Here is a 19,610-nt window from a genome sequence, read left to right as displayed (position 1 = left end):
CCGTTGTCCTTCGCCGATCCGCCGGGCTCACCCCTGGGTCCCAGCCCCCTGACGTACCCGCGCCCCGCACAAGGGCGTACGCGTACGTCCGGTCCCAGCCTAATCACGAATGGCGCGTGCACGGCAGGCCCGCCCCACCCGTCGGGGCCGTGCGCCCGGTCACGTGACGGCCGCGCCCGGCGGGAACGCCCGCACAGGCGCGGCAAATCGCCACGAACGGGACGGACTCAGTCCATCCGGCGTGCGGTTCCCAACAATCCGGTCTCGGCGTCGGTCGCCTGCGTCATCACGTACTGCCGGTCCCGGTCCGTGCACCACAGCGTCACGCCGTCGGCGAGGGTCGGCAGCGACTCGTACTCGCCGCGCGGCAGCCCCATCACACGCCCGATCTCCGCCGCTTCGTCCGGGGACACCCGCTGCACGCCCACGAGTCGCGCCTGCCGCATGAGCCGCGGCGCGACCGGGCTCAGATACGGCAGCAGCGTCAGGACGGACTGCCAGGGCGCCGAGGCGACCCGGCCGCGCGGCGGACGCATGCCGCAGTCGCGGATCACCAGCACCGGGCCGCCAGCCGACGCGCCCTGCGGAGGAACCCGGCCCACCTCGTGCACGGTCATGCCGGACTGGCCGCCGCCGACCGCCTGCACGAGCTGCGCCCAGTGCTGGGCGCGGCCCGTCTCCACGGCGACCCGCGCGCCGGTCGCGGCGGCCCGCAGCGCGAGCACCTGCGCCGTCCACAGGCCGCCGATGAGCACGATGTCGTAGGGCGTCGGGCGGTTGATGCCCATGACGGCCGGCTGACCCTCGGCGTCCACGCCGACGACCACGCCGTCGTCGCCGATGGGCAGCGACAGGGTGTCGAGGTGCTCCGGCGGCAGCGAGTGCCGCTGGTGACGCGGGCCGAGCAGGCCGAAACCGGTGCGCAGCCGCTCGCCGAGGTCGGGGGTGTGGCTGGTCAGGGCCATCAGCGGGCACCTCCGAGCGGCAGAGTGGCGAGAACGCCGGGCAGTTGCTCGCGGTCCAGGCGGACCAGGTTCGCGCGCACACTGCGCGCGGCCCGCTCCAAGTCCCGGCGCGCGGTGGTCAGTTCACTGTCGCTGCGGCCGGTGATGCGCAGGTGGCCGGTGAGGGTCACGTCCTGCTGGTCGCCGGGGGCGAGCGTCAGGCTGAACGTCGTCGCCAGCGCGGGCACCGTGGTCAGCTGGGCCACGAGCTGGGGCAACGTCGTGCCCCCGCCGCCCAGTTGGGGCCAGCGGCGGACCCAGTACGTCGTGTGCCGGCGGTTGTCGCAGCGCCAGCTGCGGCCGGACTCCTCGGTGCGGCGCTGCGGCGCCTCGCTGCGGCCGGCCTGCGCGGTCACCATCGGGTTGGCGCACGCGGACGTGGCGACCGCGGCGACCAGCTCCTCCTCGGTGAGCTCACCGGCCCGGAACCCGGCGCCGGTGAGCCGGCTCGACAGGTGCTCGGCCACGCGCGCGAGGCTCTTCTGTGCGCCGACCACGCCGCCCCCGCGGGCCGCGACGGCCTCCGGGCACAGCTCGGGGTCGAGCTTCAAAGCGATCCAGGTGATGCGCACCGCCGGCGAGCCCGTCTGGGCCTGCAGCGGCGCGTAGTTGCTCACCGCGACGGACTGCTGCGGCAGGTGCAGCGCGGGCGCCGGCTGGGTGTGCAGCACGATCTGCGCCGACTCCAGTCGGATGCCGTCGACCTCCAGCGCGTCCCGCACCAGGGCCACCGGCAGCGGGCGCCGGCTGCGCTCGGCGCGCAGCGCGGTGGCGTCCGACTCGACCTGGAGCACCGCGGTCAGGAAGCCGCCGTCACCGACCATGCCGACGGGACGCTGGTCCCGGTCGTCGCCCCGGTTGTAGCTGTACGTGCGCAGACTCGGGTCGCACTCCACGGCGGGCGCGAGGCCCGGCTCCGTGCCCGGCGGCACCGGCACGCCCGCCGCGCGCCGCTTACGGGCGCGCAGGGCGAGGATCGTGCCCAGCCACTCCGGCAGGGAGCGCCCCCGGCGGCGTACGAGCGCCAGCAGCAGGAGCAGGGCGGCGACCGCGCCCGTCGCGATCAGCGCGACCGTGCCGATCACCCAGCCGCACACGACCAGCGCGGCGGCCAGCTCGATCATCACGAGCCGCTGCACGCCGAACGAGCCGCCGCGGCCCGAGCGTGACTTCAGATGCGGGGAGACGGCACCTCGGTACGGAGCGCCGCCGGACCGCGCACCGCGTCCGCGCCGCTCCGGAATGTGTGGTGCCTGTGAAGGAGTGGGGGACCCCTGTGGGGAACCCTGCCGCGAACGGTCACCCGATCGTGACCTCGATTGCGACCGCGATCGAGCCCGCGTTGCGGAAGCCATCACTCCAAACCCCCCGAACTCTCCCGAAATCCCATGCGCAAAGGCCCCTCGAAGGTTCCACAGTCCTTGCCAGAAGGCCTCAGCACCCTACCCGTGCCACACGCGCACCGGCGCAACAGGCATAGTAGGGGCCGGGTCTGACCGCCGCGGCACGTACCGCAGGCGATCACGTCGACCGAAGACGGGGAAGACCGGGGGAACTCGCCCCCACGGCTCCGCACGGGGAGAGAGCGGACACAGATGGCATCACGGCGGGACGAACTCAACGCCTACACCTTCGCGAAGCGGCGCACGCTCGCGTCCTTCCTGCAGCCCTCTCCGACGGGCTCCGAGGAAGGCGCCCCGCGCCCGCTGCGCGCGGTGCTGCCCGGCACCATCGTCGGTGTCGTGGTCCTCGCGGTCTTCGGCGGCATCGGGATGTTCAGCCCCGCGGCCCCCAAGGAGTGGGACGCCACCCAGAAGAACGTGATCGTGGCGAGCGACTCGACGACGCGCTACGTGGTCCTCAAGACCGACGGCCAGAAGCAGCTGCACCCCGTCCTGAACACGGCGTCGGCCAAGCTGCTCCTCAAGGACTACACGGACGACGTCGTGACCGTCGACGAGAAGGTCCTCGACAGCGGCAAGCCCCCGCACGGCGCCACGCTCGGCATCCCGTACGCCCCCGACCGCCTGCCCTCCAGCTCCGAGGCCGAGGCCGGCAAGCGCTGGATGGTGTGCGAGCGCCCCAGCGACGGCGGTCGCGCCATCCAGAAGGCCGCGTTCGTCCTCGCGAAGAAGGAGTGGGGCAAGTCGGAGGGCCGCGACAAGCTCTCCGGCGGCCAGCTCATGTACGTCACCGACGCGGTCACCAAGGCGCAGTACGTCGTCGACGCCCGCGGCACCTCGTACAAGATCACGAACCCGGCGCAGGAGGGCCTGCTCACCGCGCTCGACACCCAGGGCCGCGCCCCGCAGCGCGTCTCCACCGAGTGGCTGCGCACGACGCACCAGGGCTCGCCGATCTCGATCCCGACCGTGCCCGGCACCGTCGGCCAGACCGCGAACGCGGTGGCCGGCAGCGGCAACGCCCAGTACGACAAGGTCGGCACCGTTCTGCGGGCCCTGGACGGCACGCGGATGCAGTACTACGTCGTGCTCCGGGGCAAGGTGGCCGCGATCTCCGAGTTCACCGCTCAACTCCTGCTCAACAGCCAGCAGTTGGTCAATGTGAACTCGACCGGAAAGGCCGCCCAGGTCAACCCCGCCGCCGTCACCGGCAGCGTCCCCTTCGAGGGCGAGGGCGCCAAGTGGCCGACGCGGGGCGCGAAGACGGTCAACAACGGCGCGAGCGCCACCAGCGGCCGCAACACGGTGTGCAACACGCTGCGTTCGGTCAAGGGCGGCAACACCAGCCTGTCGACATGGGCCGGCACGGACTTCCCCGCCGACCTGCCCACCGGTTCCTCCAGCGCGTACGTCACGCCCGGCTCCGGCCAGATCTTCCGCCAGTTCCAGGGCACCGAGACCAAGGCGGGCGGCGTCTTCCTCGTCACCGACACCGGACTGCGCTACGCCCTGCAGTCGAACGCGGACAGCGCCACCGACGACAAGGGCATCGGCACGACGGAGAAGCAGCGCAAGGCGGAGCAGCAGGAGGCGGAGATCGCGCGCAAGCTCCTCGGCTACGACAACGTGGACCCGGCCCCGATCCCCTCCACCTGGTCGTCCTTCCTGCCCACCGGACCGCGCCTCTCGCAGGCCGCCGCACGGCAGCCGCAGGGCTCGTAGCGGACCGGCGGACGAGAGCAGGACGAGAGCAGGAGGGGAAGCCCGAACCATGGCGATCACCAGCAACTGGGCCCGCCGCACCGCGCGGCCGGCCGCCCTGTCCGCGGCCACCGCGCTGACCGCGTCGATGGCCGTGCTCGCCCTGCCGGCGGCCCCGGCGGCGGCGGACAGCGGACAGTGCACGTTCGGCGGCAAGAAGTACGCGGGCCGGCCGTGGGCGCTGCAGCGCGTCAACCTCGACGACCTGTGGCAGAGCGCCACCGGCAAGGGTGTGCGCGTCGCGGTCATCGACACGGGCGTGGACGTCAAGAACCCGCAGCTGAAGAGCGCCGTGGACGTGGCCTCGGGCGGCAACTACCTGCCGCCGAAGGACGACAAGGGCAAGAAGATCGAGGGCCGCGGCAACGCGAAGGGCACCACCGACACCGTCGGGCACGGCACCCGCGTCGCCGGCATCATCGCCGCGCGCAAGGCGAGCGGCACGGGCTTCGTGGGCCTCGCCCCGGAAGCGACGATCATCCCGATCAAGCAGAACGACGCCGAGGGCCACGGCAACTCCGACGACCTGGCGGACGCGATCAACCACGCGATCCGCCAGCGTGCCGACGTCATCAACATCTCCCAGGACACGGAGAAGGCCCTGGAGCCCGGCTCCACCCTGGAGACCGCGGTCAACGCCGCCCTGCGGAAGAACATCGTGGTCGTCGCCTCCGCGGGCAACGACGGCCTCGGCGGCAACGTGAAGAAGACCTACCCGGCCTCGTACAAGGGCGTCCTCGCGGTCGCCGCGTCGGACCGCAACAACGAGCGCGCCGCCTTCTCGCAGTCGAACGACGACGTCGGCGTGGCCGCGCCGGGCGTCGACATGATCTCCACGGTCCCCCTGGGCGGCCACTGCTCCGACAACGGCACGAGTTTCTCGGCGCCGTACGTCGCGGCGGTCGCGGCCCTGATCAAGCAGCACCACAAGGACTGGACGGCCCAGGAGGTCGTCGCCCAGATCGAGCAGACCGCCGAGCGTTCCATCAACGGCCGTGACCGGCTCGTCGGCTGGGGCGTCGTCGACCCGGTCCGCGCGGTCACCGAGATCGCGGACCCGAAGAACCCGATCCAGGCCCCGCACGCGGACCCGGACGCCATCGACGCCAAGCCCCCGGAGATCCTCCCGGTCCCTCTCACGGAGACCGCGGACGAGCGCAACGCCCGCCTGGCCACGTACGTCCTCGTCGGCGGCCTGATCGCGGTGGCGGGCCTGGGCGGCACGGCGGTGGCGGTACGGGACGCACGGCGCCGCAAGGCACGGACGGACACGGGTACGGGGGCGGGCTCGTGACCGGCATGGCGGTCACCCTGTTCGTCCTGGCCGCGCTGCTGATCCTGATGGCCTGTGTGCCGGCCGACCGGTGGCGCGCGCTGCGCAGCCGCACCTACCCGTCGGGCGAGGAACTCACGACGTCGAGCGTCGTGGTGGGCCGCGTCTGCCTGCTGGTGATGGCGGGGCTGGGCATCTGGCAGGGCATCGACATGCTGAGGCTCGCGGCGCACTGACGCCCCCGGACCAGGAGTCTTCCGGGGGCGGACCCCGGCCTACAGCTTCGCGCAGGCGTCGGTGCGGGCCACCGACGCGGCGTAGGCCTTGACGAAGGCGAGCAGGTCCTCGGGGCCGGCCTCCTGGGCGACGCGCGCCGTCACCCAGATCGCCCGGTCCGCCTCCCCGGACGAGGACGCCGGACACTCCACGCGGCCGACCGCACCCGTCTTCCCGTACACGTAGCGGCCGCCGTCCGCGGCCGCGTCCGTGGGGTCGACGCCCTGCGCGGACTGGGCCACGTCCTGGGCCGACACGTCGGCCGCGCGCTTCTCCACGGACGTGGACAGCGCCACCTCGCCGTCGACCGTCAGCCGGCACCGCTTTACGCCGACCGCCTCCGACGGCTCCTGCGCGGCCTTCTCGCCGGCAGGCAGCAGAGGTGTCAGCGCGCTGCCGGAGACCGGTGTCCCGCACAGGTCCGCCGGCACCGCGTACACGCGCTCGGGCTCGGGCTCGGACGACGAGCATCTGACGGCCGAGGCACCGAGCAGCGCCGCTCCGACGACGAGTGCGGCCGCGCGGAGGCCACCGAACGGAAAGGTGTGCATGTGTCTGTCCATCATCCGGGAGACGACTGGGGTCAGCTGGGGATCTCGGTGTCGAGGTCCTTGGCCATGGCGTGGATGTCGGTGTTCGCGTCGTTGAAGCCGGTCGCGGTGCCCTCGCTCACCCACGTGTCGATCTGGTCGGTGTAGTTCGCGTGGTGCGCCTTGGCCGCCTCGTTCGCCGCCGCGTAGTTCGCGTTCGTGGCCGAGTCCTTGATGGTCTCCCACCGCGTGGCGACGTCGTGTCCGGCCTCGGAGCGGTAGTGCCCCTCGTCGTCCTTGAAGAAGGCCTCCATGACGACCGAGGTGACGGTGCCCGCCGCGCCTCCGGCGGCCGCGCCGACGACCGGCGAGGCGATGAAGCTCGTCCCGATGCCGACGCCGGTGCCCACGATGCCCGAGATGACGTTCTTCTTCTGGCTGACCGCGTGGTCGAAGTCGCCGTCCTTCTCGCCGGCCGGGCCGAGCACGGCCTCCTGACGCCCCTGCGCGAGAAGCCCGTTGAACTCACCGGACTTGCGCGACAGGCTGGTGATCGTGTCCTTGGCGTCGTGCGGGTAGCGCTGGTCCTCGGGCAGGTCCGGGTTGAGGTGGTAGTCCATGAGGCTGGCCGTGTACGCCTTCTCGCCGACGTTCAACGCCGCGTACCCCTCCGGGTTCTGACTGGTCGTCACCAGGAAGCGGGCCACGGCGTTGTGGTCGAGCTTCGCGTCCTCGCCCGCCAGCGGGTACAGCTTGTCCCAGCCGGAGTCGTCGCCCGCGACGGCGGGGCCGTCGGCCATCGCGCGGTGGATGTCCGGCAGGTACTCGGCGCCGATCTGGCCGAAGCTGTCGGACATGTAGCCGTTGTCCTTGAGCCGGTCCGGATCCTCGGAGACCGAGTCGACCAGCTCGCGCATGAGCCTGGCCTGGTCGGCCGTGTGCGCCGGGGTGTCCGCCGTGGGCAGCTCGCCCGCCGGGTGCCCGGTCGTCGCCGCCTCCAGCGCCAGCGCCAGGTTGTTCTGGCCCGTGTGCAGGTCGTCGCCGTCCAGGTTCTGCTCCTCGGGCCACTTGCGGTCCTCGAAGAGGTACTTGAAGTTGTCGACGGGCTCCTTGCGGTCGTCGCCGTCCTTCGGCAGGTACTCCTCGTTGAAGAAGTCCGTGGCCGCGTCGGGGGAGTTGGACAGTCCCTTGAGGAAGCCGGTGAGCGGATCGGCGCCGCTGTCCTCGCCCATGCGGTTGAGCCAGGGCGTGCTGAAGCCCGGGCGCCACTTCAGGTTGTCGTGCTCGCCGTCGCCTGTGAGCTTGCGCTCGGTCTCCATGAGCTTGGTGCCGTAGCTCTTGAGGAAGTCGTCGTCGTAGTCGCCCGCCCGCATCAGGTTGCTCATGACCTGGAAACCGTCGGGGCCGAGTCCGTTGGGGCCGATCGTCTGGTCGCCCAGCCTGATCATGTCGCTCTTCCAGCCGGCCATGGCCGCCGTGTCGCTCCGCGTCGCGGTGGCGAGCGTCATGCTCAGGTTCCGCTGGAGGTCACCGAGCTGGTCCAGGCGCTCGCTGCCGACCTCCATGTTCACCTGCGGGTCGCTGATGCCCTCCCAGAACTCCAGCGTCTTCTTCGGGCCGAGCTGCGTCGCGAACCGCTCGGCGAACAGTGGGTCGTCCTTGTACTTCGACAGACCCGCGTTGATCTTGTCGAAGTCCGCGGGCGTGAGGTCCTCGGGCTTCTTCCCCGCGATCGCGGCCAGGTCCTCGGCGGTCTCGATCGCGTCCGCGGCCTCGTCACGGTCCTTGTACGAGGCGTCGCTGAAGCCCATCCGCGCGGTGTCCGCGACGGCCTTCAGCACCTTGGCCGCCGAGGCGTCGCTGTCGGTGGCCTTCTGCAGGATGCCCTGCACCTCGTCACGCAGAGCGGTGACGTCGCTCTCGCTGTGCTCGGGGACCGTGGTCCCCTTCGCGGCGCGGTCCGGATGGATGTTCATGGTGACGGTGAATCCGCCGCCACCCGTGTCCATGACGGTCAGGTTCTTCTTCAGTCCGCGGTCGATCGCGGCCTCGAGGTCCTTCTTGTGCTGCTTGAGCTCGTCACGGGTGTCGCTCAGGATGTTGTGGACGGTCGTCGCCTGCGTGTGCGCGTCCGCGAACTCACCGGCCGTCTTGCCGATGAACTCCTTGGACACCTGGGCGTTCACCCCGGCCCAGTTGGCCTGGTTCGCCGCCTTGTGCAGCCCGTCCTCCGCGTCCTTCTTGAGGTCCACGAGATGCTGCACGAGCAGCTTCCAGTCGGCCACCGCTTCGTCGAGCGACGTGAAGTTGGCGAAGCGCAGTGCGTCGAGATCCATGACCGACCGTCTCTTCCTCTACTTCTGTTACGTCCCGTAGCGCTGATGACGAGGGGAGGGCGCCGCCGCCCCGCGGCCCCGCCGCCGGCCCTCGTTCACGAGGACCTCGGACCATCGGACGACACGACGGCCCCACCCGGTTCTGCCGACGCGGCCGTCACTTCTTCTTCGTGTCGTAGACCGGGTTCTTCTCGCCCGGCTCGCCGACCCGCTCGTCGAACCCGGCGTCCAGGGAGGCGATGCTGCTCATCTGCCGCCAGATGTAGTGGTCGTCGCCCGCGTGGACCTTCTTCGTGGTCTGCATGTGGTTCGAGATCTGCGCGCACGCGTCCATCAGCGACTTCAGCTGCTCGTCCCAGCGGTCGGAGACGTGCTTGAGCCCGCCGCCGAGCGCGAACCCCTGCCCGCTCAGGTCACCGGCCGCCGTGTCGCTGGTCGGCACGGCGACGCGGGCCTTGTCCCACAGCTGGTTGTAGAGGGTGTGCGCGTGCGACCCGATCTTCGCCAGGTCCCCGTTCTTGACCTGGAGATCACCGGTCTGCGACGGCATCGGCGGCTCCCCGTCGGCACGGTTCAACCGCATCCCCGTCGTCTGCCGCCCGGCCGCGTCCGCCTTCAGCTGCTCCCACTCGTCCCATGCCATGAGCCGGCCTCCCCGTACGTCTCCCGCTGACGGCGCCCCTCGGGCGCTCCGCTTCGGCAGTCAAGCTAGCAACTGGCCCCGGCGTGCACAGGGCCCGCGAGCGATCGTCACAGCTCGCCCGTCCTGCGGATGCGGACAGCTCGTGAAGGATCCGTGACGGTTCCGGTCGGGCACCCGATTTCATGCGAATTCATGCGAAGGCGCCCGGTCCGTCACTGGTGCCCGTCACCGGCTTCCGTGGAGGTCCAGCGTCAGAGGCGTCCGGCCACGGCGATCGCGATCAGCCCGGCCAGGCAGACGCCCAGCGCGGTCGCGAGCGGCGCCCAGCGGCGGGCTCTGCGCGCCCGTACGAGCAGCCAGGCGGTGACCGCCACCACGACGAGTACGGCGATCGACGCCACGACGACCGGCGCCGGGTAACCGGCCCCGACGCCCGACACTGTCAGTCCGACGACCATCAGCGCGCGGACGGCGACCAGCACAGCGATCGTGGCGGTCAGCAGAAACGTGATGCGCCAGTTGCGATCGTCAACCTGAGCCAGCGATTCCGCCGACCCGGGCGCCGCCGGGTCGCCCGGCAGCCGCGTACCGGCCCGGCTGAAATTCGTGTTCCCGTGCTTGTCGTTCGTCACGACGCGCACCCTACCCAGTCCCTGCGGGGTGCGAACGGACCCGCAAGATCACATAACGGAACGGCCACTCCGGCCACCCCCCAGCCTGGCCGAAAACACCCCATACGACTCAAGCTGAAATCCGCTCCGCACTCCTCTGTGAAGCTTGTGTGCTCGCTCGCTTGCGCAAACTGGGGATCGATCAGGGGCTGGGGTAGCCTGCGTCTCCGCATGGCGGCACCCCGGTGGGGGACGAGGATGAGGTGCACATGAACCTGAAGGTCACGCCTTCGGATCTCGAGGGCTACGCGCGGCAGCTCGGCCGCGCGGCGGAGGACGCGGTGGCGTTCAAGAACCACTGCGGCCGTCACACCACCGTCGGGGCCTCGAACGAGGGCCTCATCAACCTCGTCCTGACGACGCACACGGCCACGGTGCAGCAGGTGAACTCGGCCTTCGACAAGCTGCAGAGCATCCTCAAGGCGGCCGACGGCGAGCTCGGCAGGTCCGCGACGTACTACATCAAGACGGACCGGTCGGTCGCCGCGAAGGCCGACGCCACGTACCCGCTGGTGAAGCGCCCCAAGTAGGCCGCGTACGGGCTGTCGGTACAGGTCGAAGAGAAAGCCGAGGGGCAATCCCCATGTCTGATTTCACGGACGTCAAGGAACCGACGTCACTGCTGCACGCACCGAAGGCGCCGGAGGAGTTCTCCCAGGGCCCGATCCTCGACACCTTCAACGACTGCGCCGACCTCATGAGCCCCACGTACTGGGTGACCGAGGCGTACAACGCGGTCTTCGGCTACAACCCCCTCGACGAGGTCGTGCAGTGGTTCGCGGGCGACTGGGAGTCCTTCGCCAAGTGCGGTGACGTCTGGGACCAGTTCGGCAAGGCCGTCGCCGCGGTCTCCGACAACGTCGAGGCGGGCAACAAGACGCTCGACATCACCTGGGACGGCCGGGCCGGCGACGCCGCCTACAAGTACTTCTTCGAACTCGCGGGCAAACTCGACGAGGTCAAGGACCAGTTCGACAAGCTCAAGACCGAGTACGACCACCTGTCGCACGCCGCGTACTCCACCGCGGAGGCCATCAAGGGCTTCCTGGGCGGCATCATCGACGGCCTGCTCATCACGGCGATCGAGATCTCGGCGGGCACGCTGCTGTCGTGGACGGGCATCGGCGCGGCGGTCGGCTACGGCCTCGCCGCCCTGGAGGTCGCCAACATGCTGCGCCTGTGGGCCAAGGCCACGGAGGCCTTCGGCAACGCCCAGGCCATCGTCAACGGAGCCGTCGGCGTCATCGAGACGATCGCCGCCACCCTCTACGGCTCCCTGTCCACCTTCCCGGAGGTCGGCGCGTACGACCACCCGGAACCCTCGATCTGACGCTCATCCGCAAGGAGTTGCACCCGTGCCCGCAGACGACCGCGAGGAGCGCCGGATCGGCGACGCGGACCTGATGGACATCACCCGCGGCGACCAGGCCCGGGCCCGCTCGCTGCGCAAATCCCTCCAGAGGCTCGCCGAGGGCCTGGCCCCCGGCGACCCCCTGCGCGACATGGCCCGCGAGGTGCTCAGCGGCCGCATCGGCCTCCGCGAAGCGGCCCGCGTCCCCGCCTACTCCGAGGCCCTCGGCGACCGCACGGCCCAGGGCTTCCGCGCCTACGAACGCCTCTCCCCCCAGGAACGCCGCGAACAGGAGGCGGCGGCGCGGGCGTATCTGGCGGAGCAGAGGGCGGAGATCGAACAGGAACGCCGGGACCGCAGGCGCTGAGCCCGCCCATGGCGGTGGCGCGGAGCTAAAGGGTCCCGGCGAACGCCATCACGGCCGAACACGCCAGGCCGAGCCCGCCCGCCCCGAGCAGCAGCAGCCAGCTCTCACGCCGCCGGGACCGTACGAGCAGGATCACGACGCCCCCGTCCGCGACGAGCCCGAGGACGGAGGCGCCAACCTGCCACGGTGTGACCCGAGCTGCGGTGCCAACCATCGTCACCCCGAGGAGCGCCAGACAGCTCGCACCGATCATGAAGGCGAGCAGCCAGACGAGGGTGGTGGTGAGCCCGCGGCTGCGGTCGTTGAGCGCGGCCAGCTCCTCGCTGCGATCTCCCAGCCGAACGCCGCTGTCCTGAGGCTCTCGGTCTCCGTAATGCTTCATTCACGGAACGTTACCGCCCGGTGTGGCCATGCCCCGCCTCCGCGCTCCCGGCATGGTCAACAACGAGCCCGCAACTCCGCATGAATGGCTGAACTGTCATGCGTGTCCTGCGAGTTGGCCTGCCGTTACCTGTGTACACATCGACGCAGGAGAGGCCGGAGCAATGACACTGCGAGTGACGCCCTCGGAACTTGAGGGGTACGCCAGGCAGGTGGGGCGAGCCCATGACGACGCCGTGGAGTTCAAGCGCCACTGCGAGCGATTCACCCGCGTCGGGACATCTGACGTGGGGATCCTGAACCACGTCACCCGGGCACATGCCAAGGCGGTCACCGACGTCACATCGGCCATGGACCAGCTCGTCCTGATCCTCAAGGGAGCCGCGGCCGAACTGCGGCGCAGCGCCGTCTATTACGAGAAGACCGACAGGCGGGTGGCGGCGAACCTCGATGCGACGTATCCGCGGGTCAAACGACCGGTGAGCTGAGGGCGCGAAGATGGCTGCATTCTCGGACGTCACTGAGCCGACGGCTTCGCTCAGGCCTCCGGCGGAACCAGAGGAGTTCTCGCAAGGGTGGGGTCTGGACCTCTTCAACGATTGCGGTGACCTGGTCAGCCCGACCTACTGGGTCACCGAGGCGTACAACGCGGTGTTCGGCTTCAACCCCCTGGACGAGGTGCTGGAGAGCATCGCCGGAGACTGGGAAGGGTTCGCCAAGTGCGCCGACGTATGGGACCAGTTGGGCCAGGCGTCCGGCGCGTTGTCGCAGAACATCACGGCGGGGAACGCGACACTCGACCGGACCTGGGACGGAAGGGCCGCGGACGGCGCCTGCCTCTACTTCTCCAAGCTGGCCGGCAGGCTCGACGAACTGAAGGAAGAGTTCGGGAAGCTCCACGCCGAGTACGACCGCCTCACCCACGCCGCGTACTCCGCCTTCGAGGCCGTCAAGGGGTACCTCGGGGGCATCATCGACGGCCTGCTGATCGCGGCGGTGGAAATGGCCGCCGGGACCGCACTGTCGTGGTCGGGCGCCGGCGCGCTCCTGGGCTACGGCCTGGCGGCCCTGGAGATCACCGACATGCTCAGCAAGTGGGGCCTCGCCACCAAGCGCATCGCGGCCGTTCAAATGATGCTGAACGGCGGTGTCGGCATCGTGGAAGGCATCGGTGCGGCGATCTACGGGCTGTTCGTCACCTTCGACAAGCTCGGGCAGTACGACCATCCAGCCGCGACGGTGTGACTCCGCCGGCTCCTCCTGAAGGGCCACGTGCAATGAACAAAGATCACCGCGATGTCGTCCAGGACCGGGATCTTATGGATCTCACCGGCGGCGACCAGGCCCGAGCCCGCGCCCTGCGCGCCTCCCTCCAGCGCCTTGCCGACGAGAGGGCGCCCGACGATCCCCTCCGCGAGATGGCGCGTGAAGTACTCCGCGGCCGTGTCGGGTTGCGGGAGGCCGCACGGATCCCGGCCTACGCGGAGGCGCTCGGCGAGCGCATGACGCGAGGCTTGCGCGAGTACGAGCTGCTCTCGCCGGACGAACGCTCCGAGCAGCAGGCCGCGGCCCGGCGCCACCTCGCCGACCTGCGGGACGAGATCGAACGGGAGCGGGCCGCGGGCGGCCGGTACGTCCTCAGGGGCGCCGAACGGGCACAGGGGCGAGGTCGGGCCAGCGGGTGAGCGCGGCGGCGCGCATGCGCCCACAGAGCTCAGCCGTTCGCTTCAACGGCCCCTGCCCGCAAGCCGATTCCGCAACGACCCCCAGCCGATGAGCGAGCCGCCGGCGAGCCGTCACCGTCCCCCACTCCCAGTCCTCCTCCACCACCCGAGCCAACTGGTCGGTCACCCCGCGCTCCGCCCGCTGCACCAGCGCGTCACCCCGCAGGACCCACCCGGCACACGCGTCGACCAGCGCCGCCTCGACGTCCTCGGCCGGATCGGTACCGGTGGCGTCGCGCCAGGCCGACAGGTACGCCGACTCCGCCCGCGCCAACAGCGCGTCCGACGCCCGCGTCACGCACCAGCACGTCGGAAACCCGATCCGCAGATAGGCCAGCTCCATCAACCCGCTGCCCAGCGAGGCCTGTTCGAAGTCGATGAACCGGACCCCGTCGGGGGTGTGGAGGTCGTTGCCGGGGCAGGGGTCGCCATGCAGAAGCGCCGTCCCCGGAGCCTCCTCAAGCCGCTCGACGAGGGCACGGAGCTCGACGGCGACCTCGTCGCCGGCCGGGACCTCGAGCGCCCCGGCCAGCCGCAGAAAGGCGGCGACGTCCGCCTCACCGGGGGCCGACCACCGTGGCAGGGAGCCGCCGGCGTCCGAGGCGCGCGCGGTGGCATGCAGATGGGCCAGGGACTCCGCGTACCCCACGATCCAGTCCTCGGCGGGCGGCCGATGCTCAAGATGCTCCAACACCACGACCAACTGGCCGGGTTGGACACCCAATGCCTTCGGCGCTACGGCCACTTGAGCCCGCCCGGCGATCTGCAGTGCCGCCACCTCACGCGCGTACCGATCCGCCGCCTCCGGCCCGGCGATGAGCTGCTTGACCACGACCGGCACCCCGGACTCGAGCTCGACCCGCCACACCCGCGACCGCGGACTGCTCTCCAGCACCACGCTCTCCACCGGCACCCCCAGCTCTGCCCGCAGCGCTTCCCCGAACGGCGGCTGGTCTCGTGTCACGGTGCCTCCATGGCGTAGGAACGGTGCTCGCTGGCCGGCCAGCCCGTACCGCCGGCCCTCACGGCCGGCCCGCAGCGTACGCGCAGGCCGCCGACCGTTCCGACCGGATTTCCGGCGCCAGAGTTTGCAGGTGCCGCGTGTGCGGACGCACTCATGGCATTTGTGGCCACTTCGTGAAGAGTTCGGGGTGGGTTCTGTCGGGTGTCTGAATTCATCCGTACGAGATTGGCCACATTCCCACTGATACGTCGAACGAGGGCCCCGGGGTAGGGCCCGATCGGCCCCGGAACTGCGCACCTGTCGTGGGTGAGTGTTGCTTCACGCGAGCAGAGTTGTCCGAATTGGCCCGGAAAGTAGGAGCTCTTGATGCAGTCTCGTGACGGAGTTATCGCAGAAGCTCGGTTGGAGTGGAAGTGCCGGGTGACTACAGTGGTCAAGGCGTTGTATGGCGTGACCAACTTTGCCATCGCGCGGTGAAGCAGTTCAGGGTGGACGGCCTGTCTCGACGGAGACGGCCTACGGGGAAACGGGGAGGAAGGCGTCGTGCTTCCAGCAGACATGGTGGGAGGGCCCTCAGCGACGAGGGCGGCGAACCTTGAGGTCACGAGCGAAGCACTGACGACGTTCCAGAAGCGCGTCAACACGGTGCTCAGTGACCTGGACGCATCCGCCGGCAACCCGAACAAGGTGGGCGCGCAGACGATCAACAAGTCGTCGCTGCACAACGAGGGCGCGCTCGCCTTCCCTGAGGCCGAGGACCTGTTCAAGCAGTACCACGCGGTGCACCGCGAGCTTGTCACGCTCTCCAAGACGCTCAACCTGCAGATCGAGGCGATCGGCATCGCCGTGCAGGGCGCCCACCGGGGCTTCGACAACCTGGAAGAGGACCAGCGGCGGCGCTTCTGGGCGATCCAGACCGAGGTCGACCAGCTCCAGCGGACCCAGGAAGCGCAGCGAGAGGGCACGAAGCGCACCAACGACGCGACGAAGGGCGGTGGGTTCTGACCATGACGGACCACAAGCACGACGCAGACCGCGAGCGGGTGTCTCAGCAGAACACCTTCACCGACTTCGCGCACGACGTCGAGGACAACAACAAGGGCGGCCACTGGATCAACGGGATCTTCCGCTCCGTCATCGACGTGACACCTGTCGGGCAGGCGCTCGACGGCCGGAAGTCCAACTTCGAGCGCTCCGACATCACGCTGAACCAGATGCTCGACATGGTCGATGCGACCAACCCGGAGGACCTCGAGACCTCCGGATCGGCACTGTGGGACGCACGCGACGCGATCAAGAAGGCCGCGTCCGAGCTCGACGGCCACATCACCAAGGTCCACTGGGTCGGTGAGTCCGGCGACAGCTTCCGCAAGTGGGGCGCGAAGCTCGTGACGTACGCCGAGGACCTCGGCAAGTACGCGGGCACCGCGGGTGACCAGCTCTCGGCCGCCTCGATGGGCCTGTCCTCTGTCCGGGGCGCCATGCCGCCCCGTGACGAACGCCCGGCGGACGAGCAGAAGATGAAGCCGTCCGACTACCCGGCTGCCAAGCAGGTGGACAGCAACGACAAGTACGCGGCGGCGGTCAAGGTCGAGAAGCACCGCCAAGAGGCGATCAACCAGATGAATCGCCTGTCCTCGTACTACGCGGTGTCGACGGAGCAGCTCCAGACGCTGCAGGAGTCGCCGCCGAAGCTTGAGACGATGCCGAACGTGGGTGTGCCGAAGCCGCAGCCGACGATCGGTCGTCGCTGGAGCGACGACGGTGGCGGCAGGACCGGCGACTCCGGTTCCGTCGGCGACCAGACCGGTGGGACGCGTCGGGTGCCGGACGACCTGACGGCGACGCCGCCTCGGAGCGACGGGACCGTCAAGCCGACCGTGCCTCCGGGTGACGTGGACGGCAGCATCACCGTCCCGGACCGTCCCGTGGGCACGGAGATCGACAGCGTCGACACGCTGCCGAGGCCGACCACCAACACGCCGCCTCCGACGACGACCGGTCCCACGAACATTCCCAACGCGCCGACACCCACCGGCCCTTCGGGACCCGGTTACGTCCCGCAGTTCCCGCCCACCGCGACCGGCCGCACCACCGGCCCGGGCGCTACGCGCAACCCCCTGACGAGTCAGGGACCTGGCCAGAGCCGAACGGGTCAGGGCCGCACCAGCGGACCCGCGGGCACGTCCCAGCAGCGCTCCATGGGGCGTGGCGGCGGTAGCACCGAGATGGGGCGCTCGACCTCGACGGGTCGCTCCGCGGGCGCCCCGGGCAAGGGCACGCCGCCGTCCGGCCGCGCGATCACCGGCGGGACCGCGCGTCCCACCAACAAGCCGACGGCACCGGGTACTGGTGGCGGCAAGGGAGTCGGCCGTTCCACCGGCGTCGTGGGCGGTCGCCAGACCCCGACGGGTCGCGCGGGCACCACGAACCAGGGCGGTTCGCGGATTCCGCGCGGTTCGGTGATCGGCACGGAGGGTGCCGGTACAAACGGCCGCTCGACGGCCGGTCGTGTCGGACAGCGGGGCGTCTTCGGTGCTCAGGGCTCGACGGCCAGCGGCCCCGCACGTGGCGGCGCCGGTCGCAACGCCGCGGCCACTCGCGGTGGTGCGGGCCTGGTCGGCGGCGCCGGCAAGAACCGCAAGCCCAAGGAAGAAGAGACCGAGACGTCCGAGCGGCCCGACTACGTGGTCGAGGACCCGAACACCCACCTGCCCGCCGACCGGCGCGATGTGCCGCCGGTCGTCAACTGAAGCCGAGCGACGAGGACAGCCAGCAGCATGAAGTCAGGGATCAGCCGACGAGCCGACCGTTCCCCGATGGGCCGGGCGCGCGGGGTAAGACGTGTGCGTTCGGTCGGGGCGGTCGTCGGTGCGCTGGCTGTCATGGGCGTCGGGTTCGCTCCCAACGCGACGGCGTTCGACGCTCAGTCGAAGCAGTGGTACCTGGACGCGATGCAGACCGATCAGATGTGGAAGGTCAGCACAGGTAAGGGCGTCAAGGTCGCGGTCATCGACTCGGGTGTCAACTCGCAGACCTCGTCCCTCAAGGGGCAGGTGCTGACGAGCGAGGTCGCCAAGTCGGTGTCGTACCATGCGACTCAGGACTTCAGCGGCCACGGCACCTCGATGGCTGAGCTCATCGCCGGAACGGGTGCCGGCGGCGGCGTGAAGGGTCTCGCGCCCGACGCGAAGATCCTTCCGTACCGGATTCAGATGAAGGACCTCAAGGACAAGGGCGAACTGGCCAAGACGGCGGAGCCGGCCGTGGCGATCCGTGCCGCTGCGGACTCCGACGCCAAGATCCTCAACATGTCCATCGGCTCGGAATTCATCGACCCTGACATTGAAGCGGCGCTCAAGTACGCGGCCTCCAAGGGCAAACTGATGATGGTGGCCGTCGGAAACGAGGGTGTGCGGTCGGGGCACATCGACTACCCGGCCGCGTACCCGTACGCGGTCGGCGTGGGCTCCGTCGACCAGAGCGGCACGGTCTCGAAGACTTCCTCGTACGGCAATTACGTAGACCTGGCCGCTCCGGGTATCAGCGTCCCGGGCTGGTGTGACGAGTCTTTCAAGGCGTACTGCATGCGTGACGGCGGTACCAGTTCGGCGACGGCCGTCGCCTCCGGTGCCGCCGCCCTGATCTGGTCCGCTCACCCCGACTGGACGGCGAACCAGGTCCTGCGTTCGCTGATCGACACGGCCGGCCGCAAGTGGAAGAAGAGCGACCCGAGCAAGTACCTGGGCTACGGCATCATCCGCCCGCGGGTGGTTCTGGAGAACCCGGACTACAACCCCGGCCCGGCCGACACGGACCCGCTCTCCAAGGAGAACGGGGGCCCCGCAAAGACCACCGAGAAGTCGAACGGCGCCAAGCCCTCCGCTTCTGCATCAGGCTCGTCACAGCCCACGCAGAAGGCTTCAGAAGTCCCGGCGGAGGCGGCAGGATCGGAAGCGGAATCCTCAAGCGACAACAACACGTTGTGGATTGCGCTCGGTGCGGTCGCGGCAGTCATCGTGATCGGCGGCGGCGGTTTCGCCGTACTCCGGGCGCGACGCGGTCAATAGGACTTTCAACCGTGGGGTCCCTGCGTTTCTTGGGCGGACCACGGGGGAACGGCTGGGCCCCGAGCGGGCCTGGGCCACAACAATTGCAAGCAGCGCCAGACCAAGAAGGGCAGGAGCGGCATGGCCAACCAGCAGAAGCTCGAAGACCAGCAAGTAATCTCACTGCAGAAGCAGATGTCTGAGAAGTACGAGGGCATCCGCAAGCGCGTCCACAACCTGCAAGGCGTCATTGACGGCCTTGAGGGCCAGTGGAAGGGCATCGGTAAGGCTGCCTTCGACAAGAAGCAGTTCGAGATCAACGAGTCTCTGCAGAACATCGGCAAGATCCTGGCCGATGTCATCGACGCGATGACGAAGACGCGCAACCTCAAGGACACCACCGAAGACGACGTTCGTGCTTCGGTGGACAAGATTTCCGTGACGGACGGCGCCTCTTCGCTCAGCAGCTACTGAGCTGCGGAGCACACGGCATCGGAACACGTCGAAACAGCATCACGAGCGAGACGAGGTAGAAGGACATGGCCGGTAACGGTGACGGGCTGCTCGTAACCTACGACGGACTCGACCAGGCGGCGACGCAGCTCGGCAACGAGGCGAAGGCTCTTGAGGCAGACCTGGCAGAGCTGCGCCAGCTTGTGGTGAAGAGCCGCGAGTACTGGGCCGGTGAGGCTCAGGGCACCTTCGGTACCAAGCTGCAGAAGTGGGACAAGGAAGCCAATGACATCCACACGGCGCTGACTCAGATCGGTCACGTCGTCGGTCAGTCCGGTGGCGACTACATGGGTGGCGACAAGAAGGCTGCCAGCTACTTCGAGTAAGCAGCCGAGCAATACAGGCAGTTCATTGCAGGGCGGAC

General features: G+C 69.7%; 22 protein-coding genes. 14 read left to right on the top strand and 8 right to left on the bottom strand.

Annotation, left to right across the window (positions count from 1 at the left end; translation table 11 throughout):
- Nucleotides 1-227 precede the first annotated feature (227 nt).
- Both IAG42_RS09170 and eccE read right to left on the bottom strand, forming a co-directional pair.
- The gene (locus IAG42_RS09170; protein ID WP_188336531.1) at nucleotides 228-965 is read right to left on the bottom strand and encodes a hypothetical protein; all 738 of its coding nucleotides are present in this window, start codon (nucleotides 963-965) and stop codon (nucleotides 228-230) included.
- Nucleotides 965-2,359 carry a type VII secretion protein EccE gene (eccE, locus tag IAG42_RS09165; protein ID WP_188336530.1) on the bottom strand — a complete coding sequence of 465 codons (1,395 nt, stop codon included), beginning with the start codon at nucleotides 2,357-2,359 and terminating at the stop codon, nucleotides 965-967. Before eccE ends, IAG42_RS09170 begins: the two co-directional genes overlap by 1 nt.
- A 240-nt stretch (nucleotides 2,360-2,599) precedes the next feature.
- On the opposite strand from eccE, the gene eccB reads away from it, so the two are divergent.
- Genes eccB through IAG42_RS09150 form a run of 3 tightly spaced genes read left to right on the top strand, consistent with a single transcriptional unit; the run spans nucleotide 2,600 to nucleotide 5,677 of the window.
- Nucleotides 2,600-4,129, top strand: a complete 1,530-nt coding sequence (gene eccB / locus IAG42_RS09160; RefSeq protein ID WP_188336529.1) for a type VII secretion protein EccB — start codon at nucleotides 2,600-2,602, stop codon at nucleotides 4,127-4,129.
- 49 nt (nucleotides 4,130-4,178) lie between these two features.
- Nucleotides 4,179-5,462, top strand: coding sequence for a type VII secretion-associated serine protease mycosin (gene mycP, locus IAG42_RS09155; RefSeq protein ID WP_188336528.1), 1,284 nt, complete (start codon nucleotides 4,179-4,181; stop codon nucleotides 5,460-5,462).
- Nucleotides 5,459-5,677: a hypothetical protein gene (locus IAG42_RS09150; protein WP_188336527.1), complete on the top strand. Its 219-nt coding sequence runs from the start codon at nucleotides 5,459-5,461 to the stop codon at nucleotides 5,675-5,677. Before mycP ends, IAG42_RS09150 begins: the two co-directional genes overlap by 4 nt.
- 39 nt (nucleotides 5,678-5,716) lie before the next feature.
- On the opposite strand, the gene IAG42_RS09145 is transcribed toward IAG42_RS09150, so the two are convergent.
- The 4 genes from IAG42_RS09145 to IAG42_RS09130 form a co-directional block, all read right to left on the bottom strand.
- Entirely contained in the window at nucleotides 5,717-6,268 is a 552-nt protein-coding gene (locus IAG42_RS09145; protein ID WP_188336526.1) for a hypothetical protein, read from the bottom strand.
- A 32-nt stretch (nucleotides 6,269-6,300) separates the two neighbouring features.
- Complete coding sequence (locus IAG42_RS09140) at nucleotides 6,301-8,583, bottom strand: hypothetical protein (protein WP_188336525.1); 2,283 nt, start codon at nucleotides 8,581-8,583, stop codon at nucleotides 6,301-6,303.
- A gap of 157 nt (nucleotides 8,584-8,740) precedes the next feature.
- The gene (locus IAG42_RS09135) at nucleotides 8,741-9,226 is read right to left on the bottom strand and encodes a hypothetical protein (protein ID WP_188336524.1); all 486 of its coding nucleotides are present in this window, start codon (nucleotides 9,224-9,226) and stop codon (nucleotides 8,741-8,743) included.
- 251 nt (nucleotides 9,227-9,477) lie between these two features.
- The gene (locus tag IAG42_RS09130) at nucleotides 9,478-9,858 is read right to left on the bottom strand and encodes a hypothetical protein (RefSeq protein ID WP_188336523.1); all 381 of its coding nucleotides are present in this window, start codon (nucleotides 9,856-9,858) and stop codon (nucleotides 9,478-9,480) included.
- Nucleotides 9,859-10,106: 248 nt separating this feature from the next.
- Here IAG42_RS09130 and IAG42_RS09125 point away from each other — a divergent pair, with 248 nt between their 5' ends.
- The 3 genes from IAG42_RS09125 to IAG42_RS09115 are packed head-to-tail and all read left to right on the top strand — an operon-like array spanning nucleotide 10,107 to nucleotide 11,615.
- On the top strand, nucleotides 10,107-10,427 hold the full coding sequence (locus IAG42_RS09125) for a hypothetical protein (RefSeq protein ID WP_188336522.1): 321 nt from the start codon (nucleotides 10,107-10,109) through the stop codon (nucleotides 10,425-10,427).
- A gap of 53 nt (nucleotides 10,428-10,480) precedes the next feature.
- Nucleotides 10,481-11,227, top strand: a complete 747-nt coding sequence (locus IAG42_RS09120; RefSeq protein ID WP_188336521.1) for a hypothetical protein — start codon at nucleotides 10,481-10,483, stop codon at nucleotides 11,225-11,227.
- Between the two features lie 25 nt (nucleotides 11,228-11,252).
- Nucleotides 11,253-11,615: a hypothetical protein gene (locus tag IAG42_RS09115; protein ID WP_188336520.1), complete on the top strand. Its 363-nt coding sequence runs from the start codon at nucleotides 11,253-11,255 to the stop codon at nucleotides 11,613-11,615.
- A gap of 25 nt (nucleotides 11,616-11,640) precedes the next feature.
- Here the strand turns inward: IAG42_RS09115 and IAG42_RS09110 are convergent, their stop codons facing one another.
- Entirely contained in the window at nucleotides 11,641-11,997 is a 357-nt protein-coding gene (locus tag IAG42_RS09110) for a hypothetical protein (RefSeq protein WP_188336519.1), read from the bottom strand.
- Between the two features lie 163 nt (nucleotides 11,998-12,160).
- Between IAG42_RS09110 and IAG42_RS09105 the strand changes: the two genes are divergently transcribed.
- The 3 genes from IAG42_RS09105 to IAG42_RS09095 are packed head-to-tail and all read left to right on the top strand — an operon-like array spanning nucleotide 12,161 to nucleotide 13,681.
- Complete coding sequence (locus IAG42_RS09105; protein ID WP_188336518.1) at nucleotides 12,161-12,484, top strand: type VII secretion target; 324 nt, start codon at nucleotides 12,161-12,163, stop codon at nucleotides 12,482-12,484.
- Nucleotides 12,485-12,494: 10 nt separating this feature from the next.
- On the top strand, nucleotides 12,495-13,241 hold the full coding sequence (locus IAG42_RS09100) for a hypothetical protein (RefSeq protein ID WP_188336517.1): 747 nt from the start codon (nucleotides 12,495-12,497) through the stop codon (nucleotides 13,239-13,241).
- Between the two features lie 32 nt (nucleotides 13,242-13,273).
- Nucleotides 13,274-13,681 (top strand): hypothetical protein, encoded by a 408-nt coding sequence (locus tag IAG42_RS09095; RefSeq protein WP_188336516.1) that lies wholly within the window; start codon nucleotides 13,274-13,276, stop codon nucleotides 13,679-13,681.
- On the opposite strand, the gene IAG42_RS09090 is transcribed toward IAG42_RS09095, so the two are convergent.
- The gene (locus IAG42_RS09090; RefSeq protein WP_223205916.1) at nucleotides 13,635-14,684 is read right to left on the bottom strand and encodes a phosphotransferase family protein; all 1,050 of its coding nucleotides are present in this window, start codon (nucleotides 14,682-14,684) and stop codon (nucleotides 13,635-13,637) included. The genes IAG42_RS09095 and IAG42_RS09090 overlap by 47 nt on opposite strands.
- 543 nt (nucleotides 14,685-15,227) lie before the next feature.
- Between IAG42_RS09090 and IAG42_RS09085 the strand changes: the two genes are divergently transcribed.
- The 5 genes from IAG42_RS09085 (at nucleotide 15,228) to IAG42_RS09065 (ending at nucleotide 19,572) form a co-directional block, all read left to right on the top strand.
- Nucleotides 15,228-15,689, top strand: coding sequence for a hypothetical protein (locus tag IAG42_RS09085; protein WP_188336515.1), 462 nt, complete (start codon nucleotides 15,228-15,230; stop codon nucleotides 15,687-15,689).
- A gap of 2 nt (nucleotides 15,690-15,691) precedes the next feature.
- Nucleotides 15,692-17,437, top strand: coding sequence for a hypothetical protein (locus IAG42_RS09080; protein WP_188336514.1), 1,746 nt, complete (start codon nucleotides 15,692-15,694; stop codon nucleotides 17,435-17,437).
- Between the two features lie 93 nt (nucleotides 17,438-17,530).
- Nucleotides 17,531-18,754: a S8 family serine peptidase gene (locus IAG42_RS09075; protein ID WP_317453360.1), complete on the top strand. Its 1,224-nt coding sequence runs from the start codon at nucleotides 17,531-17,533 to the stop codon at nucleotides 18,752-18,754.
- A 120-nt stretch (nucleotides 18,755-18,874) separates the two neighbouring features.
- Nucleotides 18,875-19,207 (top strand): WXG100 family type VII secretion target, encoded by a 333-nt coding sequence (locus IAG42_RS09070; RefSeq protein WP_188336513.1) that lies wholly within the window; start codon nucleotides 18,875-18,877, stop codon nucleotides 19,205-19,207.
- A gap of 65 nt (nucleotides 19,208-19,272) precedes the next feature.
- Nucleotides 19,273-19,572, top strand: a complete 300-nt coding sequence (locus tag IAG42_RS09065; RefSeq protein ID WP_188336512.1) for a WXG100 family type VII secretion target — start codon at nucleotides 19,273-19,275, stop codon at nucleotides 19,570-19,572.
- Nucleotides 19,573-19,610: the final 38 nt, after the last annotated feature.

The organism is Streptomyces xanthii, from assembly GCF_014621695.1.
Classification (GTDB): Bacteria; Actinomycetota; Actinomycetes; order Streptomycetales; family Streptomycetaceae; genus Streptomyces; species Streptomyces xanthii.
This window is presented reverse-complemented; position numbering and strand designations above follow the sequence as displayed.

Coding starts and splice junctions, on each gene's coding strand:
- IAG42_RS09170 (WP_188336531.1), bottom strand. CDS start 965: ATGGCCCTGACCAGCCACACCCCCGACCTCGGCGAGCGGCTGCGCACC.
- eccE (WP_188336530.1), bottom strand. CDS start 2,359: ATGGCTTCCGCAACGCGGGCTCGATCGCGGTCGCAATCGAGGTCACGA.
- eccB (WP_188336529.1), top strand. CDS start 2,600: ATGGCATCACGGCGGGACGAACTCAACGCCTACACCTTCGCGAAGCGG.
- mycP (WP_188336528.1), top strand. CDS start 4,179: ATGGCGATCACCAGCAACTGGGCCCGCCGCACCGCGCGGCCGGCCGCC.
- IAG42_RS09145 (WP_188336526.1), bottom strand. CDS start 6,268: ATGCACACCTTTCCGTTCGGTGGCCTCCGCGCGGCCGCACTCGTCGTC.
- IAG42_RS09140 (WP_188336525.1), bottom strand. CDS start 8,583: ATGGATCTCGACGCACTGCGCTTCGCCAACTTCACGTCGCTCGACGAA.
- IAG42_RS09135 (WP_188336524.1), bottom strand. CDS start 9,226: ATGGCATGGGACGAGTGGGAGCAGCTGAAGGCGGACGCGGCCGGGCGG.
- IAG42_RS09125 (WP_188336522.1), top strand. CDS start 10,107: ATGAACCTGAAGGTCACGCCTTCGGATCTCGAGGGCTACGCGCGGCAG.
- IAG42_RS09120 (WP_188336521.1), top strand. CDS start 10,481: ATGTCTGATTTCACGGACGTCAAGGAACCGACGTCACTGCTGCACGCA.
- IAG42_RS09110 (WP_188336519.1), bottom strand. CDS start 11,997: ATGAAGCATTACGGAGACCGAGAGCCTCAGGACAGCGGCGTTCGGCTG.
- IAG42_RS09105 (WP_188336518.1), top strand. CDS start 12,161: ATGACACTGCGAGTGACGCCCTCGGAACTTGAGGGGTACGCCAGGCAG.
- IAG42_RS09100 (WP_188336517.1), top strand. CDS start 12,495: ATGGCTGCATTCTCGGACGTCACTGAGCCGACGGCTTCGCTCAGGCCT.
- IAG42_RS09095 (WP_188336516.1), top strand. CDS start 13,274: ATGAACAAAGATCACCGCGATGTCGTCCAGGACCGGGATCTTATGGAT.
- IAG42_RS09080 (WP_188336514.1), top strand. CDS start 15,692: ATGACGGACCACAAGCACGACGCAGACCGCGAGCGGGTGTCTCAGCAG.
- IAG42_RS09070 (WP_188336513.1), top strand. CDS start 18,875: ATGGCCAACCAGCAGAAGCTCGAAGACCAGCAAGTAATCTCACTGCAG.
- IAG42_RS09065 (WP_188336512.1), top strand. CDS start 19,273: ATGGCCGGTAACGGTGACGGGCTGCTCGTAACCTACGACGGACTCGAC.